This is a genomic window from Enterobacter cloacae complex sp. 394F7, from assembly GCF_057320385.1.
Genome location: NZ_JBXWCS010000021.1, coordinates 1 through 19,458 on the forward strand (window position 1 = coordinate 1; position 19,458 = coordinate 19,458).

Here is a 19,458-nt window from a genome sequence, read left to right on the forward strand (position 1 = left end):
CACAGATTGTCTGATAAATTGTTAAAGAGCAGTTGCGACGCGCTTCAGCGCTCTGTCGCGAGGTGGCGTATATTACGCTTTCCTCTTTCAGAGTCAACCCTGAATTTCAGGATTTTTTCTCTTCAACCGACCGGGCTGTTTGTGAAGTGATTCACATCCGCCGTGTCGATGGAGGCGCATTATAGGGAGTTCCCGAGCGACCGCAACCGAAAAGTTGCAAAAAGATGACTGACTGCTGTATTCCCCAGCAAAACCCCGCTTTATACCCTTTTACACACAGACTTATCCACAACACAACGCGTAAGCTTCATAAGAACCCACGGATTGAGGGGGATAATCAACTATACTATTGGCAAATATTTTCCCTGACAGACAATATCCATGATCACACAACGCCTCACCCGAGACTGGCGCATTCCTGGCGCTGGCCTCATGACGCTGCTACTCCTTATTGCGGGCTTCACTCTGCACGCACACTGGGGGGCTTTCATCCAATGGTGTCTTGCTACGCAAATCACCCTGCACCGTTATCTGGTGATGTACCTGTTGCAGCTTAATAACCATCAGTACAGCGGTGGCTTATGGCTATTAACCGGCGCGTTCTTCTATGGCGTACTTCACGCTATCGGGCCGGGGCACGGCAAATTCATTGTCACTACCTATCTCAGTACAAATAAAGAGAGCGAACTGGCTGCCCGGGTCGTTCCTTTTTTTGGCAGTATGCTGCAGGGCGTCAGCGCCATTCTGTTTGTCTTTATTCTGGCGGTGGGGTTTAACCTGGCGTCCGGGGATATCAGTACCAGCCGCTGGTATGTCGAGAAGATAAGCGCGGTCCTCATTGGCGCATTCGGCGCGTTTATCATTTACCAGGCGCTGAAAAGCCTGCGCCCGCGCAGGATGGCAATCTCCGCCATCACGCCCCTTCACCAGCATGATGAACATTGTGGCTGCGGCCATCACGGCGTAGGGGTAGACCTTGCGCAGGGTGACTGGAAAACCCGTCTGGGTGTAATTCTGGCGATCGGCGCGCGTCCGTGCAGTGGGGCCATTATGATCCTGATGTTTTCGAATGCGCTGGGCATCGTCACCTGGGGAATGGCCGCGGTAATGACCATGTCGCTGGGAACCGCGCTATCGATTATGGGGCTATCGCTGGCCGTGCGTTACGCCCGGGAGCGCACGGTCGCCTGGTTTGGCGGCGGCGCCTCGCTGAAGTGGCTGGTTCCGGCGGTCAAGATTGCTGGCGGGATTGTTCTGATCCTGTTTGCGACCATCCTGTTCCTGACGGTGATCCCCATCAGCGCCAATGGCGATTACATCGCCGCAGGATGCTAATAAAAGAAAACCCGCCAGCGGCGGGTTTTTTGATTACTCGTTGATGCGTGGATGTTGGTCCACCAGTCGGGAGCGTTTCTTCTGCAGTTCTTCAATCTCTGCGTCAATATCTTCAATCTTCTGCTCGACGTTATCGTAGTGCTCGCGCAGGATCTCTTTCGCTTCCTGAATATCCGATGCCGCAGGCGTCGCCCCTTTTAGAGGACGGTTCGCCGTCTCCTTCATGGTAATACCCGTAACCAAACCAATCACCGCGATAACCATCAGGTAATAAGCGGGCATCATCAGGTTTTGCGTACTTTCCACCAGAGAGGCGGCAAGCGTCGGCGTCAGACCGGCAATCAGAACCGAGATGTTAAAGGCCGCCGCCAGCGCACTGTAGCGAATATGCGTCGGGAACATGGCCGGTAGTGTAGAGGCCATCACCCCGATGAAGCAGTTGAGGATCACCGCCAGCATCAGCAAGCCGGCAAAAATCAGGCCCAGCACATTGCTGTTAATCAGAATGAATGCCGGAATAGCAAGGGCAAACAGCGCAACGCTACCCAGAATAATGAACGGTCGACGGCCAAAGCGGTCACTCAACAGCCCCATAATCGGTTGCACAAACAGCATACCCACCATGATGGCGATAATGATCAGCACACCGTGGTCTTCCGAGTAGTGGAGGTTATGCGACAGATAGCTCGGCATGTAGGTCAGCAGCATGTAGTAAGTCACGTTCGTGGAGATCACCAGGCCGATACAGACCAGCAGGCTGCGCCAGTGTTTGGTCGCGATCTCTTTAAAGGAGACTTTCGGGCCATCCTGCAGACCTTCGCGGTCACCCTGCTCAAGCTTATCAACGTGCTGCTGGAACGCAGGCGTCTCTTCAAGCGCATGACGCAGGTACAGGCCAATGATCCCCAGCGGCAGCGCGAGGAAGAACGGAATACGCCAGCCCCATTCAAGGAAGTTCGCCTCACCAACCACGGTTGAAATCAGCACCACCACGCCCGCACCCATGACGAACCCGGCAATGGAACCAAAGTCCAGCCAGCTTCCCATGAAGCCACGTTTACGGTCCGGGGAGTACTCTGCAACGAAGATCGAGGCACCGGTGTATTCTCCCCCTACGGAGAATCCCTGAGCCATCTTACAGAGCAGCAGCAATATTGGTGCCCAGATGCCAATCGAAGCATAAGACGGGATCAGGCCGATACAGAATGTACTGATCGACATAATGACAATGGTGATGGCCAGGATCTTCTGACGACCATATTTATCACCAAGCATACCGAAGAACAGACCACCCAGCGGGCGAATGAGGAAGGGAACCGAGAACGTACCCAGCGCGGCAATCATCTGCAGGCTGGGGTCGGCGCCGGGGAAGAACACTTTACCTAACGCATAGGCCACGAAGCCGTAGACACCAAAATCGAACCATTCCATCGCATTACCAAGCGAGGCGGCTGTGATCGCTTTACGCAGTTTTGCATCATCGATGATGGTGACGTCGCGAAGCGTGATGGGTTTAATCTTTTTCCTTCTAAGCATAGCTTTCCTCGTAGACTCAGCCCTGTCCATTTCTCCGGCCATCTGGTGAACCGTGAAACGGGGATCCGCTCCATGCGAATCGCCTTATTCAAGCGTAGCAGGTTTACTTACATTGACGTTTTACGTCGATACAACCGAACCTGTTGACGCCTGTCTGGGCAGTTAATGACCTTTTTACCCTACCAGCGTTTATATTTGTGATCAACTTCACATATATTTTTCCGTATCGTCAACTGAGTTCAATATTTGTCAATTGCCGCCCATCAGCTCTTTCTTATCCACCAAAAAAGAACATGCTCACGCACGTTATTATCGCCTGCACAACAATTCTCAAAACCATACTGCGTCACATCAGATTTACATAAATTTTAAATATTAAAACGCGGTTCGAATATTTACGCTGAATATGTGATAGAGATAACTAAAACACTGTTTTATTTTCATTGAATCATCATTCCAATGATCGCATGATAAATCCGAACGCAACGTCCAGCGGGCTTTTGAGCGGCATGAATCAAGAGCGCGCGATTAATTTCCCTGAAAGGATAACGAAGCGCCAGGCTAAGCATCCTTTCAATTAATTGAATTTGTTGATTTTATTTTCGATAGCATTCCGTCCGCCACGCGGGACACGATGTGAGGGTTGTACATGAAGATTAAAGCCACAATAGAACGCATCCCCGGCGGGATGATGCTGGTTCCTCTGGTGCTTGGCGCCATTCTGAATACCCTGGCACCTGATACCGGTGCTTATTTTGGTGGTTTCACAAAAGGAATGATTACGGGAACCGTGCCCATTCTGGCCGTCTGGTTCTTTTGTATTGGAGCATCTATTAACCTGCGGGCAACGGGCACCGTATTACGTAAATCCGGAACGCTGGTTATAACGAAAATTGCGGTTGCCTGGGTTGTGGCAATGGTCTGTGCACTGTTCATTCCGGAGAATGGCATTCAGACCGGATTCTTCGCCGGATTATCCGTTCTGGCCATTGTCTCCGCGATGGATATGACTAACGGTGGGCTCTATGCCAGCCTGATGAACCAGTACGGCACAAAAGAGGAGTCTGGCGCCTTTGTGCTGATGTCTCTGGAGTCCGGTCCGCTGATGACGATGTTGATTCTGGGCTCGGCGGGGCTGGCCTCGTTTGAACCACACCACTTTGTCGGCGCGATCCTGCCTTTCCTGATCGGTTTTGCGCTGGGGAATCTGGACCACGATCTGCGCGATTTCTTCAGCAAAGCCACGCCGGTGCTGATCCCGTTCTTCGGCTTCGCGCTGGGGAATACCATTAACCTGAAGGTGATCCTCGATACCGGTCTGCTGGGTATTGTCCTGGGCGTGGCTGTTATCATTATCACCGGCATTCCGCTGATCATTGCCGATCGCGTAATTGGCGGAGGAAACGGAACGGCAGGTGTAGCCGCCTCTTCAGCCGCCGGGGCCGCCGTGGCGAATCCGGTGATCATTGCCCAGATTAACCCGGCTTTCGAACCGGTTGCGGCCTCGGCAACGGCGCTGGTTGCCGCCAGCGTGATCGTCACCGCCATTCTGGTGCCCATCATCACGGCCCTGTATGCGAAGCGCTTCGGCAATCTCCCCGAGCCGGATACAGAACCAAAAGCGGTAGAGCTTCATCATTAACGCACCGCATAAGACCGGCCCCTCTCCCCACCGGGTGAGGGGTTCAACCAAAAATTTCTTCCACCATCCCATCCACCAGCCGCTTTGCCGAACAGAGTCTCGGCATACCCAGCGCGACCGTTTGCCAGTTTTGAGTTACTGACCAGCTCACCGGGTGGCTGTCCGCCTGACACCAGTCCCCCAGCCAGCCCAGCATATCTTTATGATCGATGCTCCCCGGCGTAGAGGGGGTTGTGAGCCACTGGTGATAAAAATGGCGGGTAGTGGGAGAAGCATTGATCCCCTGCGCCAGATAATTTGCCGCCATGCTGCGCAGGTTATCCTTGAGCATTGCCGCCACGTCCGCATTCGCCAGACGACAGGCATCGCCAAATGCTCCCCAGCGCAGCTCTTCCAGCACAATGTAGCAACGCCCGGCCAGCGACCAGCCATCATAGTGTCCGGCCCGCCAGCGGGTAAAAATCTGCTCGCTATGATCGCCCGCCTGCACCGTTAACCCACGCTGGGACAACGCCTTTTCTTTATAGGCTGCGCGTTGAAGAAAATGGGAAGAGAGTTCAGCGTACTGCTGAACCAGGCCCGGCGATGGCTGCGTACGCAGAGAGGTTTGCTGGCGCAGGGCAACCAGTTTATCGGCCATACGCGTCAGCGCGAGATGCCCCGGATCCAGCATGCCGGCCAGCTTTTCCGCCAGCCCCAGGCGCAGAGCCGCATTTTCGTTGAGCATTCCCGCCATTGCCCACGGTCGCAGCCGGGTGTGCGTCATGATCTCCTGCGTCAAACGCTCACGAAACTGCAGCTGTTGCGGCCCCAGATGGGTATGACGCGGCGCGTCTACCCCCTGGACCAGATCGACCATAAATTTAGGATGGATACACTCCAGCGTCCGCCCGGGACCGTCCAGTAGCTGTGTTGTCATGGTTGCTCTGCCGCGAAAAGAGTTTGAATATCATCGCGTAACAGTCGGGTATCTTCCTGAATCCACGTCGCAGTCGTGATACTTTGTTTCAACAGCTGGCTGAGCGATCGGGTCGAATGCTCATTTTGCTGACGGACTGCGAGGCTATCACGCAAGCTTTCCTGTAACCCGGCAAGGCATAACGAAAATTCTGCAAAGAACGTTGCCATACCCGCCGTAACAGAGACATCGACCTGCGCGGTTAAAGCTTTACGGATTTGTTCACAAAACTGATCAATATGCTGCATAAACTTGTCATGCAGCTGCGCAATATCAATAACGTATCGCGTGCGCGTCGCCACATAATCTTCCCAGCCCCAGCCAGGATTGTTCAGCCAGCGCGACACCGTTTCCCGTACACTTCCCGCAGCCGATGGCTGGCCTGCCGGACGGGTATCCTCCGCGATGGCATCAGTAAACAGCGCCCGCGTATTGAAGTTCAGCTGATTTGCCTGAAATGCCGGGAAACTGATCCGCGCCCGGAAACCGGCATGGCTGAGCTGCTCTTTAATACGCAGCTCAATGGGCCGCATCGCCTCATTCAGCGAACGCGCCAGCGTAGACTCCAGTTGATCGAAGCGAAGCGCCAGCTCCCGGCTGATTTTCGTCTGTGCGTCCAGCATTACCTGCTCGCAGGCGGAGCGGATGCTGTTCAGCACCGTTTGCGCCTGCCTCTCATCATCCAGCACCAGCTGCGTCAGCGCCTCCTGCGCATCCTGCCGATGATTCAGCGGATCAATACCTGCCAAATCAAGTAGCGTGTGGCTGTTGAAGATATGGCCAATCGCCTGCTGAAGGGCTCCTTTCTGCAACGCCATAAAATCGTCAGTGGCGTGGAGGGCCTGCTCCACTTCGTGTTTGACTTCTTCGCTGGCCACGCGCTGCCGCGTTTGCAGCAGAGCCATATCCTCTTCAAGACGCGTAATATTCAGCTCCAGCGATTCAAAGGCCACCGTCAGGGCCTGATAGCGAAAATCGAGATACTCTCTGGCATTTTGGGCATAGTTGAGTAGCTTATGCGACGCCGAACGCAGCGCAAATAACGACGCATTGGCATAGGCGGCGTAAATCAGTTTGCGGATAGGTTGTTCAAATAACGAATCTTCCCACAGCAAATCAGCCGCATGGCGAATATGTTCGATATCGTCCAGGTCCGCCGTACGCCAGCGACGCCCCAGCGCGGCCTCGGCAAAGTCCTGTACCCAGCGCTGTTCCTGGTGATCCGGTAGCTGCCCATGGTTCGCCATCTCATAGCGGGCGCGGTTTGCCAGATAGGCCCACATCGACGAAACAGGGTAAATTTGTCCCGGAGAGATGTTCCCTTTCATTAAGGTCCCGGAGATCATCGCCCTGACCTGCTCTTCATCGTCGCTGTTGCGATCCTTCTGGTCGAATTTATTCACCAGCGCATACAAAGGCACCGATTTTCCCGCTACCGAAATGGCCTGACGAACCTCTTCATCAGAAATCGATTTGAGCTGGGTATAGTCCATCACCGCCAGCACCGCGGAGGCGCGGGACAACTGTTCGGTGAGCATTTTTTGCAGATGGGGCTGCCCGGCTTCATTTGGCCCAGGCGTGTCCAGCAGCGTCAGCTGCCCCAGGTGCGCATCCAGACCCGCAAGATGTACAAACTCCACCTCAATCACCGGTATATGCTCTATCGCCGCGTACTCTGAGAACGGGAAGGCCACGTCCAGCGCCTGAGAGAGCCTCACCAGGTCGTTCAGGCTTTTCAGACAATGAAATATCGGCTGCGCCCCAAGGTGGTGCTTCTCGAAAGCCTCGCCTCTTTCAATTCTCTCCAGCAGCGTATTCATGTCTTTATCGATTTCCAGACGCTGCGCCAGCTTACCGCGATCGTCATCGCAGAGCTTTTTCTGTAGCAGTTGGATCAAATCATCAATGGGAGAGACATGCGTAAAATGCAGTACCGGCTCTTTCTGGCCCGGCGTATGACGAATAAGGGTCGGAAGCGCCGTCATCGGACGGTTGCGGTTGGGCAACACTTCGGTGCCTACAATCGCATTAATGGTGGTCGATTTCCCCGCCTTCATGGTTCCAACAATAGCCAGCACCATTTCCAGACGGGTTATTTTGCGCAATTCACTATTCAGCATCGCCTGCTGTGCTTCGACACCACGCGCGCTAAAATGCAAAGGTAAAACGTTGTTCTTTTCACCCGTAATGGCCGTCGCGGTACTCTCCAGCATCGCTATCGGCATTGATTTCAAGGTATCAAGGTTTTGCAGGGCGAGTTGTAGCAACCGTTCTGCTTCCTGGCTTAATTCAAAAATTGTCTGTGTGTGCATGATAAAAGCCTTTCCTTAACGCAAATTTATTACTTTTATTAAGCCACCGGGTTTTAATTATGTTTTTCGGCTTATATGATCACGTGTGGAAAACATGTTCACCGAAATATAACTGATTGAAGACAATCAGAAATAAATCGCTATCCTTGCATGGCGTGAAAAGCTTTTCTCCTGACCTGATAGTCAAAAGATAAAAAGCGTAGCCCATTTTTAAGAAACTTCAGGATATATCATCATTATTTACCCACCTAAAAAGAGAGGGAATGGTTCAGCGTCATAACAGATGTACGACGACGAAAACCGGCGATAAATAACAATGTGTCGCTTCACCTTATCCGAAATGGCGGAACGTAGCAATTTGCCGCAATAAAATATTCGATATATTCAGTGTCAATTCTTCCCAACACGTTAATGGCGTTAGCATCGCTTAACCGACTGACAGAAAGTGTCACCCGCAACACGCTTTTCGGTTTTTTTTTATTAAACAATATCACCGACAATCGTGTGGATTTGCGTTATACTTGCCCTCTTTTTCGGCGCTCTGCCGTCATTTTGCTGGCACTTTCCAGCGTGTTAAGCACTTTTTTGAGGATACCCCCGATGCAACTTCCACACTGCCCGAAATGCAATTCTGAATACACCTATGAAGATAATGGCATGTTCATTTGCCCGGAATGCGCCCACGAATGGAACGACGCAGAGCCGTCACAGGATGCTGACGTGCTGATTGTAAAAGATGCTAACGGTAACCTGCTGGCAGATGGCGACAGCGTCACCGTCGTCAAAGACCTGAAGGTTAAAGGCAGCTCTTCCATGCTGAAGATCGGGACCAAAGTGAAGAATATCCGTCTGGTTGAAGGCGATCATAATATCGACTGCAAAATTGACGGTTTTGGTCCAATGAAACTGAAATCTGAGTTTGTGAAAAAGAACTGATTTACCCGCCCGGTGGCGCTTCGCTTACCGGGCACACACCCACTACACTTAATGGGCTTTTCTTACGTGAGGTAAAGATTATGCCGTTAAGTCCCTACATCTCTTTCGCCGGCAACTGTGCAGAGGCAACCGCCTTTTATCAGCAGGCCGTCGGCGCAGAACTCCTCTATAAAATCACCTTCGGCGAAATGCCAAAAAGCGAGAGCAGCGAAGAAGGCTGCCCGTCTGGCATGCAGTTCCCGGACTCCGCTATAGCTCACTCCAACGTTCGCATTGCGGGCAGCGATATCATGATGAGCGATGGCCTGCCGCCGGGCAGTAAGGCGCAGTATGCCGGATTCACGCTGGTTCTCGACACACAGGATGTCAATGAAGGCAAACGCTGGTTCGACAATCTCGCGGATGGCGGAAATATTGAAATGGCCTGGCAGGAGACCTTCTGGGCGCACGGTTTCGGTAAGGTCACCGACAAATACGGCGTGCCGTGGATGATTAACGTCGTTAAGCAGCAACAAAGTTCGTAGGCCGGATAAGCGCAGCGCATCCGGCAACACCCCCGGGTGGCGCTGCGCTGACCGGGTCTGGAAAGATTGTCATCGTTTTCACTTCAACTCTTCAAACTCCCGCAACCTGCACTTAACCCAAATGTCATATTAATGCGCCAGCATGAGGCCACATTTATTGTGAGGCCCAGCATATGCAAACCGTCATCCGCGTCGAGAAACTGAGCAAGACCTTTCATCACAACAAGGCTCTGCACGCCGTTGATCTGACCGTCCAGCAGGGCGACATGGTAGCGCTGCTGGGGCCATCCGGTTCAGGTAAATCCACCCTTCTGCGTCACTTAAGCGGCCTGATTACCGGTGATAGCATCCCGGAAAGCCACGTTGAACTGCTGGGCAACACCGTACAGCGCGCAGGGCGACTGGCGCGGGATATCCGCAAAAGCCGCGCGCAGACAGGCTGCATCTTCCAGCAATTTAATCTGGTAAATCGACTGACGGTGCTGGAGAACGTGCTGATTGGCGCGCTCGGCAGCACCCAATTCTGGCGCACCTGTCTGCGCTGGTTCTCCCCATTACAGAAGCAAGAGGCGTTGCGGGCACTCACCCGCGTAGGCATGGCGCACTTCGCCCATCAGCGCGTCTCCACCCTCTCCGGTGGACAACAGCAGCGCGTGGCCATCGCCCGTGCCCTGATGCAGAAAGCGAAAATCATCCTTGCCGACGAGCCCATCGCCTCGCTGGATCCGGAATCCGCCCGCATCGTGATGGAAACCCTGCATGACATTAACCAGAACGACGGCATCACCGTGGTGGTGACGCTGCATCAGGTGGATTACGCCCTGCGCTACTGCGAGCGCATTGTCGCCCTGCGTCAGGGACATGTGTTCTTTGATGGCGCAAGCCACCAGTTTGATAACGAACGTTTTGACCATCTCTACCGCAGCATTAACCGTGTCGAAGAGAACGCGAAGGCTGCATAACGTCCCCACTACGAGGAATGGAAATGAGCTATAAAACGGTTGCCGCGCTGGCTTTCACCAGCATGTTCAGCATCAGCACCCTGTTAAGCCCTGCGTACGCCGAGGAGCAGGAAAAAGCGCTGAACTTTGGCATTATTTCGACGGAATCACAGCAGAACCTGAAGCCTCAGTGGGAACCCTTCCTGAAAGATATGGAAACCAAACTGGGGATCAAAGTAAACGCCTTCTTCGCCCCGGACTACGCGGGCATCATCCAGGGGATGCGCTTTAACAAAGTGGACATCGCCTGGTATGGCAACCTCTCCGCCATGGAAGCGGTGGATCGTGCAAACGGCCAGGTCTTTGCCCAGACCGTTGCTGCCGATGGCTCTCCGGGTTACTGGAGCGTGCTGATCGTCAACAAAGACAGCCCGATCAATAACCTCAACGATATGCTCGCCAAACGCAAAGAACTGACCTTCGGCAACGGCGATCCGAACTCCACTTCAGGCTTCCTGGTGCCGGGCTATTACGTCTTCGCCAAAAATAATGCCTCTGCCACCGATTTCAAACGCACCGTCAATGCCAGCCATGAAACCAACGCCCTGGCCGTGGCCAACAAGCAGGTGGACGTCGCCACCAACAACACCGAAAACCTCGACAAGCTGAAGACCTCCGCACCGGACAAGCTGAAAGAGCTGAAGGTGATCTGGAAATCCCCTCTTATCCCGGGAGACCCGATTGTCTGGCGCAAAAACCTCTCTGAAAGCACCAAGGACAAGGTGTACGACTTCTTTATGACTTACGGCAAAACGCCGGAAGAGAAAGCCGTGCTGACGCGTCTGGGCTGGGCACCGTTCCGCCCGTCGAGCGACCTGCAGCTGGTCCCGATTCGCCAGCTGGCGCTGTTTAAAGAGATGCAGGGCGTGAAGGACAACAAGGGGCTTAAGGACGAGGAGAAGACCAGCAAAGTGGCAGCCATACAGGCCCAGCTGGAAGACCTGGACCGCCTGACCGCCGCGCTTGGTGCAATGACCAGTGTGAATAAAGCGGTGCAGTAACGCTTTTCTCCCTCTCCCTGTGGGAGAGGGCCGGGGTGAGGGCATCAGCGCGCACATATCCCCCTCACCCTAACCCTCTCCCTCAGGGAGAGGGAACTAAACACAAAGGAGTCAACATGCAAACCATCACCCTCCCACCGCCGAAACGCAGTTGGTTCTCGCTATTTAGCTGGGCCATCCTGCTGGCGGTGCTGGTTATCTCCTGGAAGGGCGCGGAGATGGATCCGCTGCTGCTGTTTAAAGACGCCGGTAACATGGCCACCTTCGCTGCCGACTTCTTCCCGCCCGATTTTAGCCAGTGGCAGGACTATCTCGGCGAAATGGCTGTCACCCTGCAAATCGCCGTCTGGGGTACCGCCCTGGCCGTTATTCTCTCCATTCCGTTTGGCCTGATGAGCGCGGAAAACATCGTTCCGTGGTGGATTTATCAGCCGATGCGCCGCCTGATGGACGCCTGCCGCGCCATTAACGAAATGGTGTTCGCGATGCTGTTCGTGGTTGCCGTGGGTCTGGGGCCGTTCGCGGGGGTGATGGCGCTGTTCATCCACACCACCGGCGTGCTCTCCAAGCTGCTTTCCGAAGCCGTGGAAGCCATTGAACCCGGCCCGGTCGAAGGTATTCGCGCCACCGGCGCCAACAAAATTGAAGAGATCCTTTACGGCGTGCTGCCCCAGGTCATGCCGCTGCTGATCTCCTATTCGCTCTACCGCTTCGAATCTAACGTCCGTTCCGCCACCGTCGTCGGCATGGTCGGCGCAGGCGGCATTGGCGTCACCCTGTGGGAGGCGATCCGCGGTTTCCAGTTCCAGCAAACCTGCGCCCTGATGGTACTCATCATCATCACCGTCAGCCTGCTGGATTTCCTCTCTCAACGTTTGCGTAAGCACTTCATCTGAGAAGCGAGGCTTTGATTGGTATGCACTTATCCAGACATCCGACCAGTTACCCTACCCGCTGGCAAGAGATTGCAGCAAAGCTCGAAGTGGAGCTGCGCACCCATTATCGCTGCGGAGACTACCTGCCAGCCGAACAGCAGCTTGCCGACCGCTATGAAGTGAATCGCCACACCCTGCGCCGCGCCATCGATCAACTGGTTGAGCGCGGATGGGTACAGCGCCGTCAGGGCGTCGGCGTGCTGGTGCTGATGCGCCCGTTCGACTACCCGCTCAATGCCCAGGCGCGCTTTAGTCAGAACCTGCTCGACCAGGGAAGCCATCCCACCAGCGAAAAACTGCTCTCCGTGCTGCGTCCGGCCTCCAGCCATGTAGCCGATGCACTGGGCATTCAGGAGGGCGACAACGTTGTACATCTGCGCACCCTGCGCCGGGTCAATGGCGTGGCAGTCTGCCAGATAGATCACTACTTCAGCGACCTGAGCCTCTGGCCGGTGCTGCAACACTTCTCCAGCGGTTCACTGCATGACTTTTTGCAGGACGCCACGGGTCTTGTGCTCAAACGTACCCAGACGCGTATCAGCGCCCGCCGCGCGCAGGCGAAAGAGAGCAAGGTGCTGGAGATCCCCAACATGGCTCCGCTGCTCTGCGTGCGCACCCTCAACCACCGTGACGGCGAGATCAACGCAACGGAGTACTCCGTCAGCCTGACCCGCGCCGACATGATTGAATTCACCATGGAGCACTGAATGCATTTCGACACCTCCACCCGTCAGCGCTGGATGCGCGCCCTGGCCCATAGCCAGCCTGCTGCACTGGCGAGCCGCATGAACGCGCTTAACCTGACGCCAGACTATGAAACGCTCCGCGCGCCGGAAATCGGCCTGGTACAGATCCAGGCAAGAATGGGCGGCACCGGGGAGCGCTTTCTCGCCGGTGATGCCGCCCTCACCCGCGCGGTCATTCGTCTGAGCAGCGGCACGCTGGGTTACAGCTACGTGCTCGGTCGCGATAAACCGCACGCCGAGCGCTGCGCGGTGATCGACGCCCTGCTGCAGGAACAACCCCATTTCCAGACCCTGATGGAAACCCTGATTGCCCCGCTGGAAGCCGACCTCGCCGCGCGCACTGCCGCACGTCAGGCGCAAGTCAATACCAGCCGGGTCGACTTCTTTACGCTTGTTCGCGGAGATAACGCATGACGCTTCAACCCGCTTTTACCCTGGCTGTCCAGGATGCCCAACACAGTTTTCGTCGCCTGCTGAAAGCCATGAGCGAGCCTGGCGTGATTGTCTCCCTGCATCAGCTCTCCCAGGGCTGGCTGCCGCTGAACCTGGCGACCACCAGCGTACTGCTGACTCTCGCCGACAACGATACCCCGGTGTGGCTTTCGGGGACGTTATCCAATGACATCGCCAGCCAGAATCTGCGTTTTCACACTAACGCCCCGCTGGTTGAGCAGCCCCGTCAGGCGGTGTTTGCCGTTGCCGATGAGCAAATCAGCCATGAGCAGCTCAATGCCCTGAGTGAAGGCAGCGCGGTAGCACCGGAGACCAGCGCCACGCTGATCCTGCAGGTCGCCAGCCTGAGCGGTGGTCGCATGCTGCGCCTGACCGGGGCGGGGATTGCCGACGAACGCATGGTCGCGCCACAGCTGCCGGAGTGCATTATTCATGAGCTGACCGAACGCCCGCATCCGTTCCCGCTGGGCATTGACCTGATCCTGACCTGCGGCGAGCGCCTGCTGGCGATCCCGCGAACCACCCACGTGGAGGTGTGCTGATGTACGTTGCCGTCAAAGGGGGCGAGAAGGCCATTGCCGCCGCCCATGCGCTGCAGGCGCACAGACGACGGGGTGATGAACAGCTTCCCGAGCTGAGCGTCGCCCAGATTGAGCAGCAGTTGAACCTGGCGGTGGATCGGGTGATGACCGAAGGCGGCGTCGCCGACCGCGAGCTGGCGGCGCTGGCGCTGAAGCAGGCCAGCGGCGACAACGTCGAGGCCATCTTTCTGCTGCGCGCCTGGCGCACCACCGTTCCCCGCCTGGCGGTGAGCGAGCCGGTCAATACGGCAGAAATGCGCCTGGAGCGGCGAATTTCCGCCGTTTATAAAGATATTCCCGGCGGCCAGCTCCTTGGCCCTACGTACGACTACACCCACCGCCTGCTGGATTTCACCCTGCTGGCGAACGGCGAAACGCCGACGCTCGGCACCACGGAGACCGGGCAGGAAGCATCTCCGCACGTCTTTAGCCTGCTGGCGAAGCAGGGTCTGGCAAAGGCCGAAGAAGAGACCGGAGCGCAACCCGACGACATCACCCGCACGCCTCCCGTTTACCCCTGTTCACGCTCGTCTCGCCTGCAGCAGCTGATGCGCGGGGACGAAGGCTATCTGCTGGCGCTGGCCTATTCAACGCAACGCGGCTACGGGCGTAACCACCCGTTTGCGGCGGAGATCCGCAGCGGCTATCTCGACGTCGAAATCATCCCCGAAGAGCTAGGTTTTGCTGTGAACATCGGTGAACTGCTAATGACCGAGTGTGAAATGGTGAATGGTTTTGTCGCACCTGACGACGACACCCCACACTTTACCCGCGGTTACGGGCTGGTCTTTGGCATGAGCGAGCGTAAAGCCATGGCAATGGCGCTGGTTGACCGCGCCCTGCAGGCCCCGGACTACGGCGAACAGATTTCCGGCCCGGCACAGGACGAAGAGTTTGTGCTGGCCCACGCGGATAACGTCGAGGCGGCGGGCTTTGTTTCGCACCTCAAGCTGCCGCATTACGTTGACTTCCAGGCCGAACTGGAACTGCTGAAACGTCTGCAACGGGAGCGTGAAAATGGCTAACCTAAGCGGCTACAACTTTGCTTATCTGGACGAGCAAACCAAACGCATGATCCGCCGCGCCATCCTGAAAGCGGTCGCTATCCCCGGCTATCAGGTGCCGTTTGGTGGTCGTGAAATGCCGATGCCTTACGGCTGGGGCACCGGGGGCATTCAGCTTACCGCCAGCGTCATCGGTGAGTCAGACGTGCTGAAGGTCATCGACCAGGGAGCCGACGACACCACCAACGCCGTGTCGATTCGCAATTTCTTTAAGCGCGTGACGGGCGTCAACACCACCGAAAAAACCGAAGATGCGACGCTTATCCAGACCCGCCACCGCATTCCCGAAACGCCGCTCACTGAAGATCAGATTTTGATTTTCCAGGTGCCGATCCCGGAGCCGCTGCGCTTTATCGAGCCGCGCGAAACCGAAACCCGCACCATGCACGCCCTGGAAGAGTACGGGGTGATGCAGGTGAAGCTGTATGAAGATATCGCCCGCTTCGGCCATATCGCCACCACCTACGCCTACCCGGTGAAGGTCAACGGGCGCTACGTGATGGATCCGTCGCCGATCCCGAAATTCGACAACCCGAAAATGGACATGATGCCTGCCCTGCAACTGTTCGGTGCCGGGCGCGAAAAGCGTATCTACGCCGTCCCGCCCTACACCCGCGTGGAGAGTCTCGATTTCGATGACCACCCGTTCACGGTGCAGGAATGGGACGAGCCGTGCGCCATCTGCGGCTCGAAGCACAGCTATCTGGATGAAGTGGTGCTGGATGATACGGGCAAACGGATGTTTGTCTGCTCCGACACCGATTACTGCCGCCAACAGAGCGAGGCGAACAGCCAATGAAACCGCTGCTTTCAGTGAACAACCTGACCCACCTTTACGCGCCGGGCAAAGGCTTCAGCGACGTCTCGTTCGAGCTGTGGCCGGGCGAGGTGCTGGGGATTGTCGGTGAATCCGGCTCGGGTAAAACCACCCTGCTGAAGTCCATCTCCGCGCGCCTGGCCCCGCAGAACGGCGAGATTTTGTATGAGGGCGCCTCCCTCTATGGCATGAGCGAGGCTGAACGCCGCCGCCTGCTGCGCACCGAATGGGGCGTGGTACATCAGCATCCGCTGGACGGGCTGCGTCGTCAGGTCTCGGCGGGAGGCAATATCGGCGAACGGCTGATGGCAACCGGCGCGCGGCACTACGGCAACATCCGGGAAACCGCACAGCGCTGGCTGACCGATGTGGAGATCCCCGCCTCGCGCATCGACGATTTGCCCACCACCTTCTCCGGCGGCATGCAGCAGCGCCTGCAGATCGCCCGTAACCTGGTCACCCACCCGAAGCTGGTGTTTATGGATGAACCCACCGGTGGGCTGGACGTCTCCGTGCAGGCGCGCCTGCTCGACCTGTTGCGCGGTCTGGTGGTAGAGCTGAACCTGGCGGTGGTGATTGTCACTCATGATTTAGGCGTCGCCCGCCTGCTGGCGGACCGTCTGCTGGTGATGAAGCAGGGCCAGGTGGTGGAAAGTGGGCTAACCGACCGTGTGCTCGACGATCCCCATCATCCGTACACCCAACTGCTGGTGTCATCTGTATTGCAGAATTGAGGGCGCCCCCCGGCAAAACGAACGCCGTACCTTGTAGGCCGGGTAAGCGAAGCGCCACCCGGCAAGAAAACGCCACGAGGCCAAAATGATCCACGTTGAAAATGTCAGTAAGACCTTTGTGCTCCACCAGCAAAACGGCGTGCGTCTGCCGGTGCTGCAGAATGCCTCTCTGAAGGTGAACAGCGGCGAATGCGTGGTGCTACACGGCCACTCCGGCAGCGGAAAATCCACCCTGCTGCGCTCCCTGTACGCCAACTATCTGCCGGACGAGGGGCACATTCATATTCGCCATGCCGATGAATGGGTCGACCTGGTTCAGGCCCCCGCGCGTAAGGTGCTGGAAGTCCGCCGCTCGACGATCGGCTGGGTGAGCCAGTTTCTGCGGGTGATCCCGCGGATCTCCGCTCTGGATGTGGTCATGCAGCCGCTGCTGGATCTCGGCGTGCCGCGCGAAACCTGCGCCGCCAAAGCCGCCAGCCTGCTGACGCGCCTCAACGTCCCGGAACGCCTCTGGCATCTTGCCCCGTCGACCTTTTCCGGCGGCGAACAGCAGCGCGTGAATATCGCTCGCGGATTTATCGTCGACTACCCGATTTTACTTCTTGATGAACCCACCGCTTCGCTCGACAGCAAAAACAGCGCGGCAGTGGTGGAACTGATCGAACAGGCCAAAGCGCGCGGCGCGGCGATCGTCGGGATCTTCCACGACGAGAGCGTTCGCAACCGCGTGGCGGACAGGCTGCACCCGATGGGGACAAGCGTATGATTATCAATAACGTCAGGCTGGTGCTGGAAAATGAGGTCATCGACGGCTCGATTGAGATCCGCGACGGCGCGATCCGCGCGTATGCCGAAACCCGAAGCCATTTGCCCGAAGCGATGGACGGCGAAGGCGGCTGGCTGCTGCCAGGGCTGATTGAGCTGCACACCGATAATCTGGATAAATTCTTCACCCCACGGCCGAAGGTGGACTGGCCCGCCCATTCGGCGATGAGCAGCCACGACGCGCTGATGGTTGCCAGCGGCATCACCACCGTGCTGGATGCGGTGGCGATTGGTGACGTACGCGACGGCGGCGATCGGCTGGAGAATCTGGAAAAGATGATCAACGCCGTGGAAGAGACGCAAAAGCGCGGTCTTAACCGCGCCGAACATCGCCTGCACCTGCGCTGCGAGTTGCCGCATCACACCACCCTGCCGCTGTTTGAAAAGCTGGTAGACCGCGAGCCAGTGTCGCTGGTCTCGTTGATGGACCACTCGCCGGGGCAGCGCCAGTTCGCCAGCCTCGAAAAATACCGCGAGTATTACCAGGGCAAATATTCTCTTAACGATGTGGAGATGGCGCGCTACGAGGAAGAGCAGCTGGCGCTGGCGGCACAGTGGTCACAGCCGAACCGTGTTTCGATTGCCGCAATGTGCCGGGACCGTAACATCGCGCTGGCCAGCCATGATGATGCCACGCACGATCATGTCCGCGAATCCCACCAGCTTGGCAGCGTGATCGCTGAATTTCCTACCACGTTTGAGGCGGCAGAAGCCTCCCGCGCACACGGCATGAACGTGCTGATGGGGGCACCGAACATCGTGCGCGGCGGCTCGCATTCCGGCAACGTGGCGGCAAGCAAGCTCGCCTCGCTCGGTCTGCTGGATATCCTCTCTTCCGACTACTACCCCGCCAGCCTGCTGGACGCCGCCTTCCGCGTCGCGGATGACGACAGCAACCGCTTCACGCTGCCGGAGGCAATTCGCCTGGTAACGAAGAACCCGGCATCGGCGCTTAATCTTCACGACCGGGGCGAGATAGCCGAAGGAAAACGGGCGGATCTGGTGCTGGCCCACCGTAAGGGCGAGCACATCCATATCGACCACGTCTGGCGTCAGGGAAAACGGGTGTTCTGATGGGAAGAGTCATCTGGTTAATGGGGCCCTCCGGCTCCGGGAAGGACAGCCTGCTGTCCGCCTTACGGCAACGGGAACACCCGCAGCTGCTGGTCGCACATCGCTATATTACCCGGGCGGCGAATGCCGGTAGTGAAAACCATATCGCCCTGAGCGAACAGGAATTTTTCACTCGCGCCGGGCAGAATCTGCTGGCGCTCAGCTGGCACGCCAACGGCTACTACTACGGGATCGGCATTGAGATCGACCTGTGGCTACACGCGGGTTTTGACGTGCTGGTCAACGGCTCCCGTGCGCATCTGCCCCAGGCACGCGCCAGGTATGCCTCGGCGCTGCTGCCGGTCTGTCTGCAGGTTTCGCCGGATGTCCTGCGCAGCCGCCTGCAAAGCCGCGGACGCGAAAGCGAAAAAGAGATCGCGCAGCGACTCGAACGCGCAGAGCGCTATACCCCGGCGGATTGCCACATCCTCAACAACGACGGAAGTTTGCTACAGTCAGTCGATAACGTTTTATCACTTATCCGTCAGAAGGAGAAACAGCATGCCTGACTGCACGCTTCGCCCCGCCACCGCCGATGATGCGCAAATCGTTTACGCACTGATCTGCGAGTTAAAACAGGCCGAATTTGATCATCAGGCGTTCCACACCGGGTATCTGGCCAATCTGCAGGACCACAATATGCGTTATCAGCTGGCAGAGCTGAATGGACAGGTAGTGGGTATGATTGGCCTGCATATGCAGTTTCACCTGCACCACGCCAGATGGATCGGCGAAATCCAGGAGCTGGTGGTGATGCCCGAGGCGCGTGGTCTTAAAGTGGGGAGCCAACTGCTGGCATGGGCAGAGGACACCGCGCGGCAGGCGGGCGCGGAACTGACGGAGCTCTCCACCAGCGTCCGGCGGCTGGACGCCCACCGTTTTTATGTTCGTGAAGGGTATACGCAGAGCCATTTTCGTTTCACCAAACCGTTGTAGAGGTGCACG

The 19,458-nt window shown here is 56.8% G+C and carries 20 protein-coding genes; 17 read left to right on the forward strand and 3 right to left on the reverse strand.

All coding sequences use genetic code 11. The annotated features are described in order from the left end of the window. The first annotated feature begins 381 nt into the window (after positions 1–381). A complete protein-coding gene (locus tag AC2FAK_RS21740) occupies positions 382–1,335 on the forward strand; it encodes a nickel/cobalt transporter (protein ID WP_095455751.1) in 954 nt (317 codons plus the stop codon). A gap of 33 nt (positions 1,336–1,368) precedes the next feature. Here the strand turns inward: AC2FAK_RS21740 and proP are convergent, their stop codons facing one another. Next, positions 1,369–2,871, reverse strand: coding sequence for a glycine betaine/L-proline transporter ProP (proP, locus tag AC2FAK_RS21745; protein ID WP_095455750.1), 1,503 nt, complete (start codon positions 2,869–2,871; stop codon positions 1,369–1,371). 649 nt (positions 2,872–3,520) lie between these two features. On the opposite strand from proP, the gene kdgT reads away from it, so the two are divergent. Continuing rightward, entirely contained in the window at positions 3,521–4,513 is a 993-nt protein-coding gene (gene kdgT / locus AC2FAK_RS21750) for a 2-keto-3-deoxygluconate transporter (RefSeq protein ID WP_013095118.1), read from the forward strand. Between the two features lie 43 nt (positions 4,514–4,556). Here kdgT and AC2FAK_RS21755 read toward each other — a convergent pair whose 3' ends face one another. Both AC2FAK_RS21755 and crfC read right to left on the reverse strand, forming a co-directional pair. Then, positions 4,557–5,432, reverse strand: coding sequence for a diguanylate cyclase regulator RdcB family protein (locus AC2FAK_RS21755; RefSeq protein WP_029882903.1), 876 nt, complete (start codon positions 5,430–5,432; stop codon positions 4,557–4,559). Further along, entirely contained in the window at positions 5,429–7,783 is a 2,355-nt protein-coding gene (crfC, locus tag AC2FAK_RS21760) for a clamp-binding protein CrfC (RefSeq protein ID WP_095455749.1), read from the reverse strand. The genes AC2FAK_RS21755 and crfC overlap by 4 nt, the downstream gene beginning before the upstream one ends. A 600-nt stretch (positions 7,784–8,383) precedes the next feature. Between crfC and AC2FAK_RS21765 the strand changes: the two genes are divergently transcribed. The 15 genes from AC2FAK_RS21765 (at position 8,384) to phnO (ending at position 19,449) form a co-directional block, all read left to right on the forward strand. Next, positions 8,384–8,719 carry a zinc ribbon domain-containing protein YjdM gene (locus AC2FAK_RS21765; protein ID WP_013095115.1) on the forward strand — a complete coding sequence of 112 codons (336 nt, stop codon included), beginning with the start codon at positions 8,384–8,386 and terminating at the stop codon, positions 8,717–8,719. Between the two features lie 80 nt (positions 8,720–8,799). Next, positions 8,800–9,243, forward strand: coding sequence for a VOC family metalloprotein YjdN (gene yjdN, locus AC2FAK_RS21770; RefSeq protein ID WP_023621457.1), 444 nt, complete (start codon positions 8,800–8,802; stop codon positions 9,241–9,243). Between the two features lie 173 nt (positions 9,244–9,416). After that, positions 9,417–10,205, forward strand: coding sequence for a phosphonate ABC transporter ATP-binding protein (gene phnC, locus AC2FAK_RS21775; protein ID WP_095455748.1), 789 nt, complete (start codon positions 9,417–9,419; stop codon positions 10,203–10,205). 23 nt (positions 10,206–10,228) lie between these two features. Then, complete coding sequence (gene phnD, locus AC2FAK_RS21780) at positions 10,229–11,245, forward strand: phosphonate ABC transporter substrate-binding protein (protein ID WP_095455747.1); 1,017 nt, start codon at positions 10,229–10,231, stop codon at positions 11,243–11,245. Between the two features lie 116 nt (positions 11,246–11,361). Next, complete coding sequence (gene phnE, locus AC2FAK_RS21785; RefSeq protein WP_013095111.1) at positions 11,362–12,141, forward strand: phosphonate ABC transporter, permease protein PhnE; 780 nt, start codon at positions 11,362–11,364, stop codon at positions 12,139–12,141. Positions 12,142–12,161: 20 nt separating this feature from the next. Beyond that, the gene (phnF, locus tag AC2FAK_RS21790; protein WP_013095110.1) at positions 12,162–12,887 is read left to right on the forward strand and encodes a phosphonate metabolism transcriptional regulator PhnF; all 726 of its coding nucleotides are present in this window, start codon (positions 12,162–12,164) and stop codon (positions 12,885–12,887) included. Further along, on the forward strand, positions 12,888–13,340 hold the full coding sequence (gene phnG, locus AC2FAK_RS21795) for a phosphonate C-P lyase system protein PhnG (protein ID WP_095455746.1): 453 nt from the start codon (positions 12,888–12,890) through the stop codon (positions 13,338–13,340). Next, complete coding sequence (gene phnH, locus AC2FAK_RS21800; protein WP_014830323.1) at positions 13,337–13,921, forward strand: phosphonate C-P lyase system protein PhnH; 585 nt, start codon at positions 13,337–13,339, stop codon at positions 13,919–13,921. The genes phnG and phnH overlap by 4 nt, the downstream gene beginning before the upstream one ends. Next, positions 13,921–14,985, forward strand: coding sequence for a carbon-phosphorus lyase complex subunit (locus AC2FAK_RS21805; RefSeq protein ID WP_095455745.1), 1,065 nt, complete (start codon positions 13,921–13,923; stop codon positions 14,983–14,985). The genes phnH and AC2FAK_RS21805 overlap by 1 nt, the downstream gene beginning before the upstream one ends. After that, entirely contained in the window at positions 14,978–15,823 is an 846-nt protein-coding gene (gene phnJ, locus AC2FAK_RS21810; RefSeq protein WP_013095106.1) for an alpha-D-ribose 1-methylphosphonate 5-phosphate C-P-lyase PhnJ, read from the forward strand. The genes AC2FAK_RS21805 and phnJ overlap by 8 nt, the downstream gene beginning before the upstream one ends. Continuing rightward, a complete protein-coding gene (gene phnK, locus AC2FAK_RS21815; protein ID WP_047360187.1) occupies positions 15,820–16,575 on the forward strand; it encodes a phosphonate C-P lyase system protein PhnK in 756 nt (251 codons plus the stop codon). Before phnJ ends, phnK begins: the two co-directional genes overlap by 4 nt. An 85-nt stretch (positions 16,576–16,660) precedes the next feature. Then, positions 16,661–17,341 (forward strand): phosphonate C-P lyase system protein PhnL, encoded by a 681-nt coding sequence (gene phnL, locus AC2FAK_RS21820; RefSeq protein ID WP_040023663.1) that lies wholly within the window; start codon positions 16,661–16,663, stop codon positions 17,339–17,341. After that, the gene (gene phnM / locus AC2FAK_RS21825; protein WP_095455744.1) at positions 17,338–18,474 is read left to right on the forward strand and encodes an alpha-D-ribose 1-methylphosphonate 5-triphosphate diphosphatase; all 1,137 of its coding nucleotides are present in this window, start codon (positions 17,338–17,340) and stop codon (positions 18,472–18,474) included. Before phnL ends, phnM begins: the two co-directional genes overlap by 4 nt. Further along, positions 18,471–19,022, forward strand: coding sequence for a ribose 1,5-bisphosphokinase (gene phnN, locus AC2FAK_RS21830; protein ID WP_095455743.1), 552 nt, complete (start codon positions 18,471–18,473; stop codon positions 19,020–19,022). Before phnM ends, phnN begins: the two co-directional genes overlap by 4 nt. Next, positions 19,015–19,449 (forward strand): aminoalkylphosphonate N-acetyltransferase, encoded by a 435-nt coding sequence (gene phnO / locus AC2FAK_RS21835; protein WP_023621470.1) that lies wholly within the window; start codon positions 19,015–19,017, stop codon positions 19,447–19,449. The genes phnN and phnO overlap by 8 nt, the downstream gene beginning before the upstream one ends. Positions 19,450–19,458: the final 9 nt, after the last annotated feature.

Bases quoted from the DNA above. Each gene is read 5' to 3' on its own strand.
- phnJ (WP_013095106.1), top strand. From the start codon at position 14,978: ATGGCTAACCTAAGCGGCTACAACTTTGCTTATCTGGACGAGCAAACC.
- phnD (WP_095455747.1), top strand. From the start codon at position 10,229: ATGAGCTATAAAACGGTTGCCGCGCTGGCTTTCACCAGCATGTTCAGC.
- phnF (WP_013095110.1), top strand. From the start codon at position 12,162: ATGCACTTATCCAGACATCCGACCAGTTACCCTACCCGCTGGCAAGAG.
- phnE (WP_013095111.1), top strand. From the start codon at position 11,362: ATGCAAACCATCACCCTCCCACCGCCGAAACGCAGTTGGTTCTCGCTA.
- AC2FAK_RS21805 (WP_095455745.1), top strand. From the start codon at position 13,921: ATGTACGTTGCCGTCAAAGGGGGCGAGAAGGCCATTGCCGCCGCCCAT.
- crfC (WP_095455749.1), bottom strand. From the start codon at position 7,783: ATGCACACACAGACAATTTTTGAATTAAGCCAGGAAGCAGAACGGTTG.
- phnM (WP_095455744.1), top strand. From the start codon at position 17,338: ATGATTATCAATAACGTCAGGCTGGTGCTGGAAAATGAGGTCATCGAC.
- kdgT (WP_013095118.1), top strand. From the start codon at position 3,521: ATGAAGATTAAAGCCACAATAGAACGCATCCCCGGCGGGATGATGCTG.
- proP (WP_095455750.1), bottom strand. From the start codon at position 2,871: ATGCTTAGAAGGAAAAAGATTAAACCCATCACGCTTCGCGACGTCACC.
- AC2FAK_RS21765 (WP_013095115.1), top strand. From the start codon at position 8,384: ATGCAACTTCCACACTGCCCGAAATGCAATTCTGAATACACCTATGAA.
- phnK (WP_047360187.1), top strand. From the start codon at position 15,820: ATGAAACCGCTGCTTTCAGTGAACAACCTGACCCACCTTTACGCGCCG.
- phnG (WP_095455746.1), top strand. From the start codon at position 12,888: ATGCATTTCGACACCTCCACCCGTCAGCGCTGGATGCGCGCCCTGGCC.
- phnL (WP_040023663.1), top strand. From the start codon at position 16,661: ATGATCCACGTTGAAAATGTCAGTAAGACCTTTGTGCTCCACCAGCAA.
- phnH (WP_014830323.1), top strand. From the start codon at position 13,337: ATGACGCTTCAACCCGCTTTTACCCTGGCTGTCCAGGATGCCCAACAC.
- yjdN (WP_023621457.1), top strand. From the start codon at position 8,800: ATGCCGTTAAGTCCCTACATCTCTTTCGCCGGCAACTGTGCAGAGGCA.
- AC2FAK_RS21740 (WP_095455751.1), top strand. From the start codon at position 382: ATGATCACACAACGCCTCACCCGAGACTGGCGCATTCCTGGCGCTGGC.
- phnC (WP_095455748.1), top strand. From the start codon at position 9,417: ATGCAAACCGTCATCCGCGTCGAGAAACTGAGCAAGACCTTTCATCAC.
- AC2FAK_RS21755 (WP_029882903.1), bottom strand. From the start codon at position 5,432: ATGACAACACAGCTACTGGACGGTCCCGGGCGGACGCTGGAGTGTATC.
- phnO (WP_023621470.1), top strand. From the start codon at position 19,015: ATGCCTGACTGCACGCTTCGCCCCGCCACCGCCGATGATGCGCAAATC.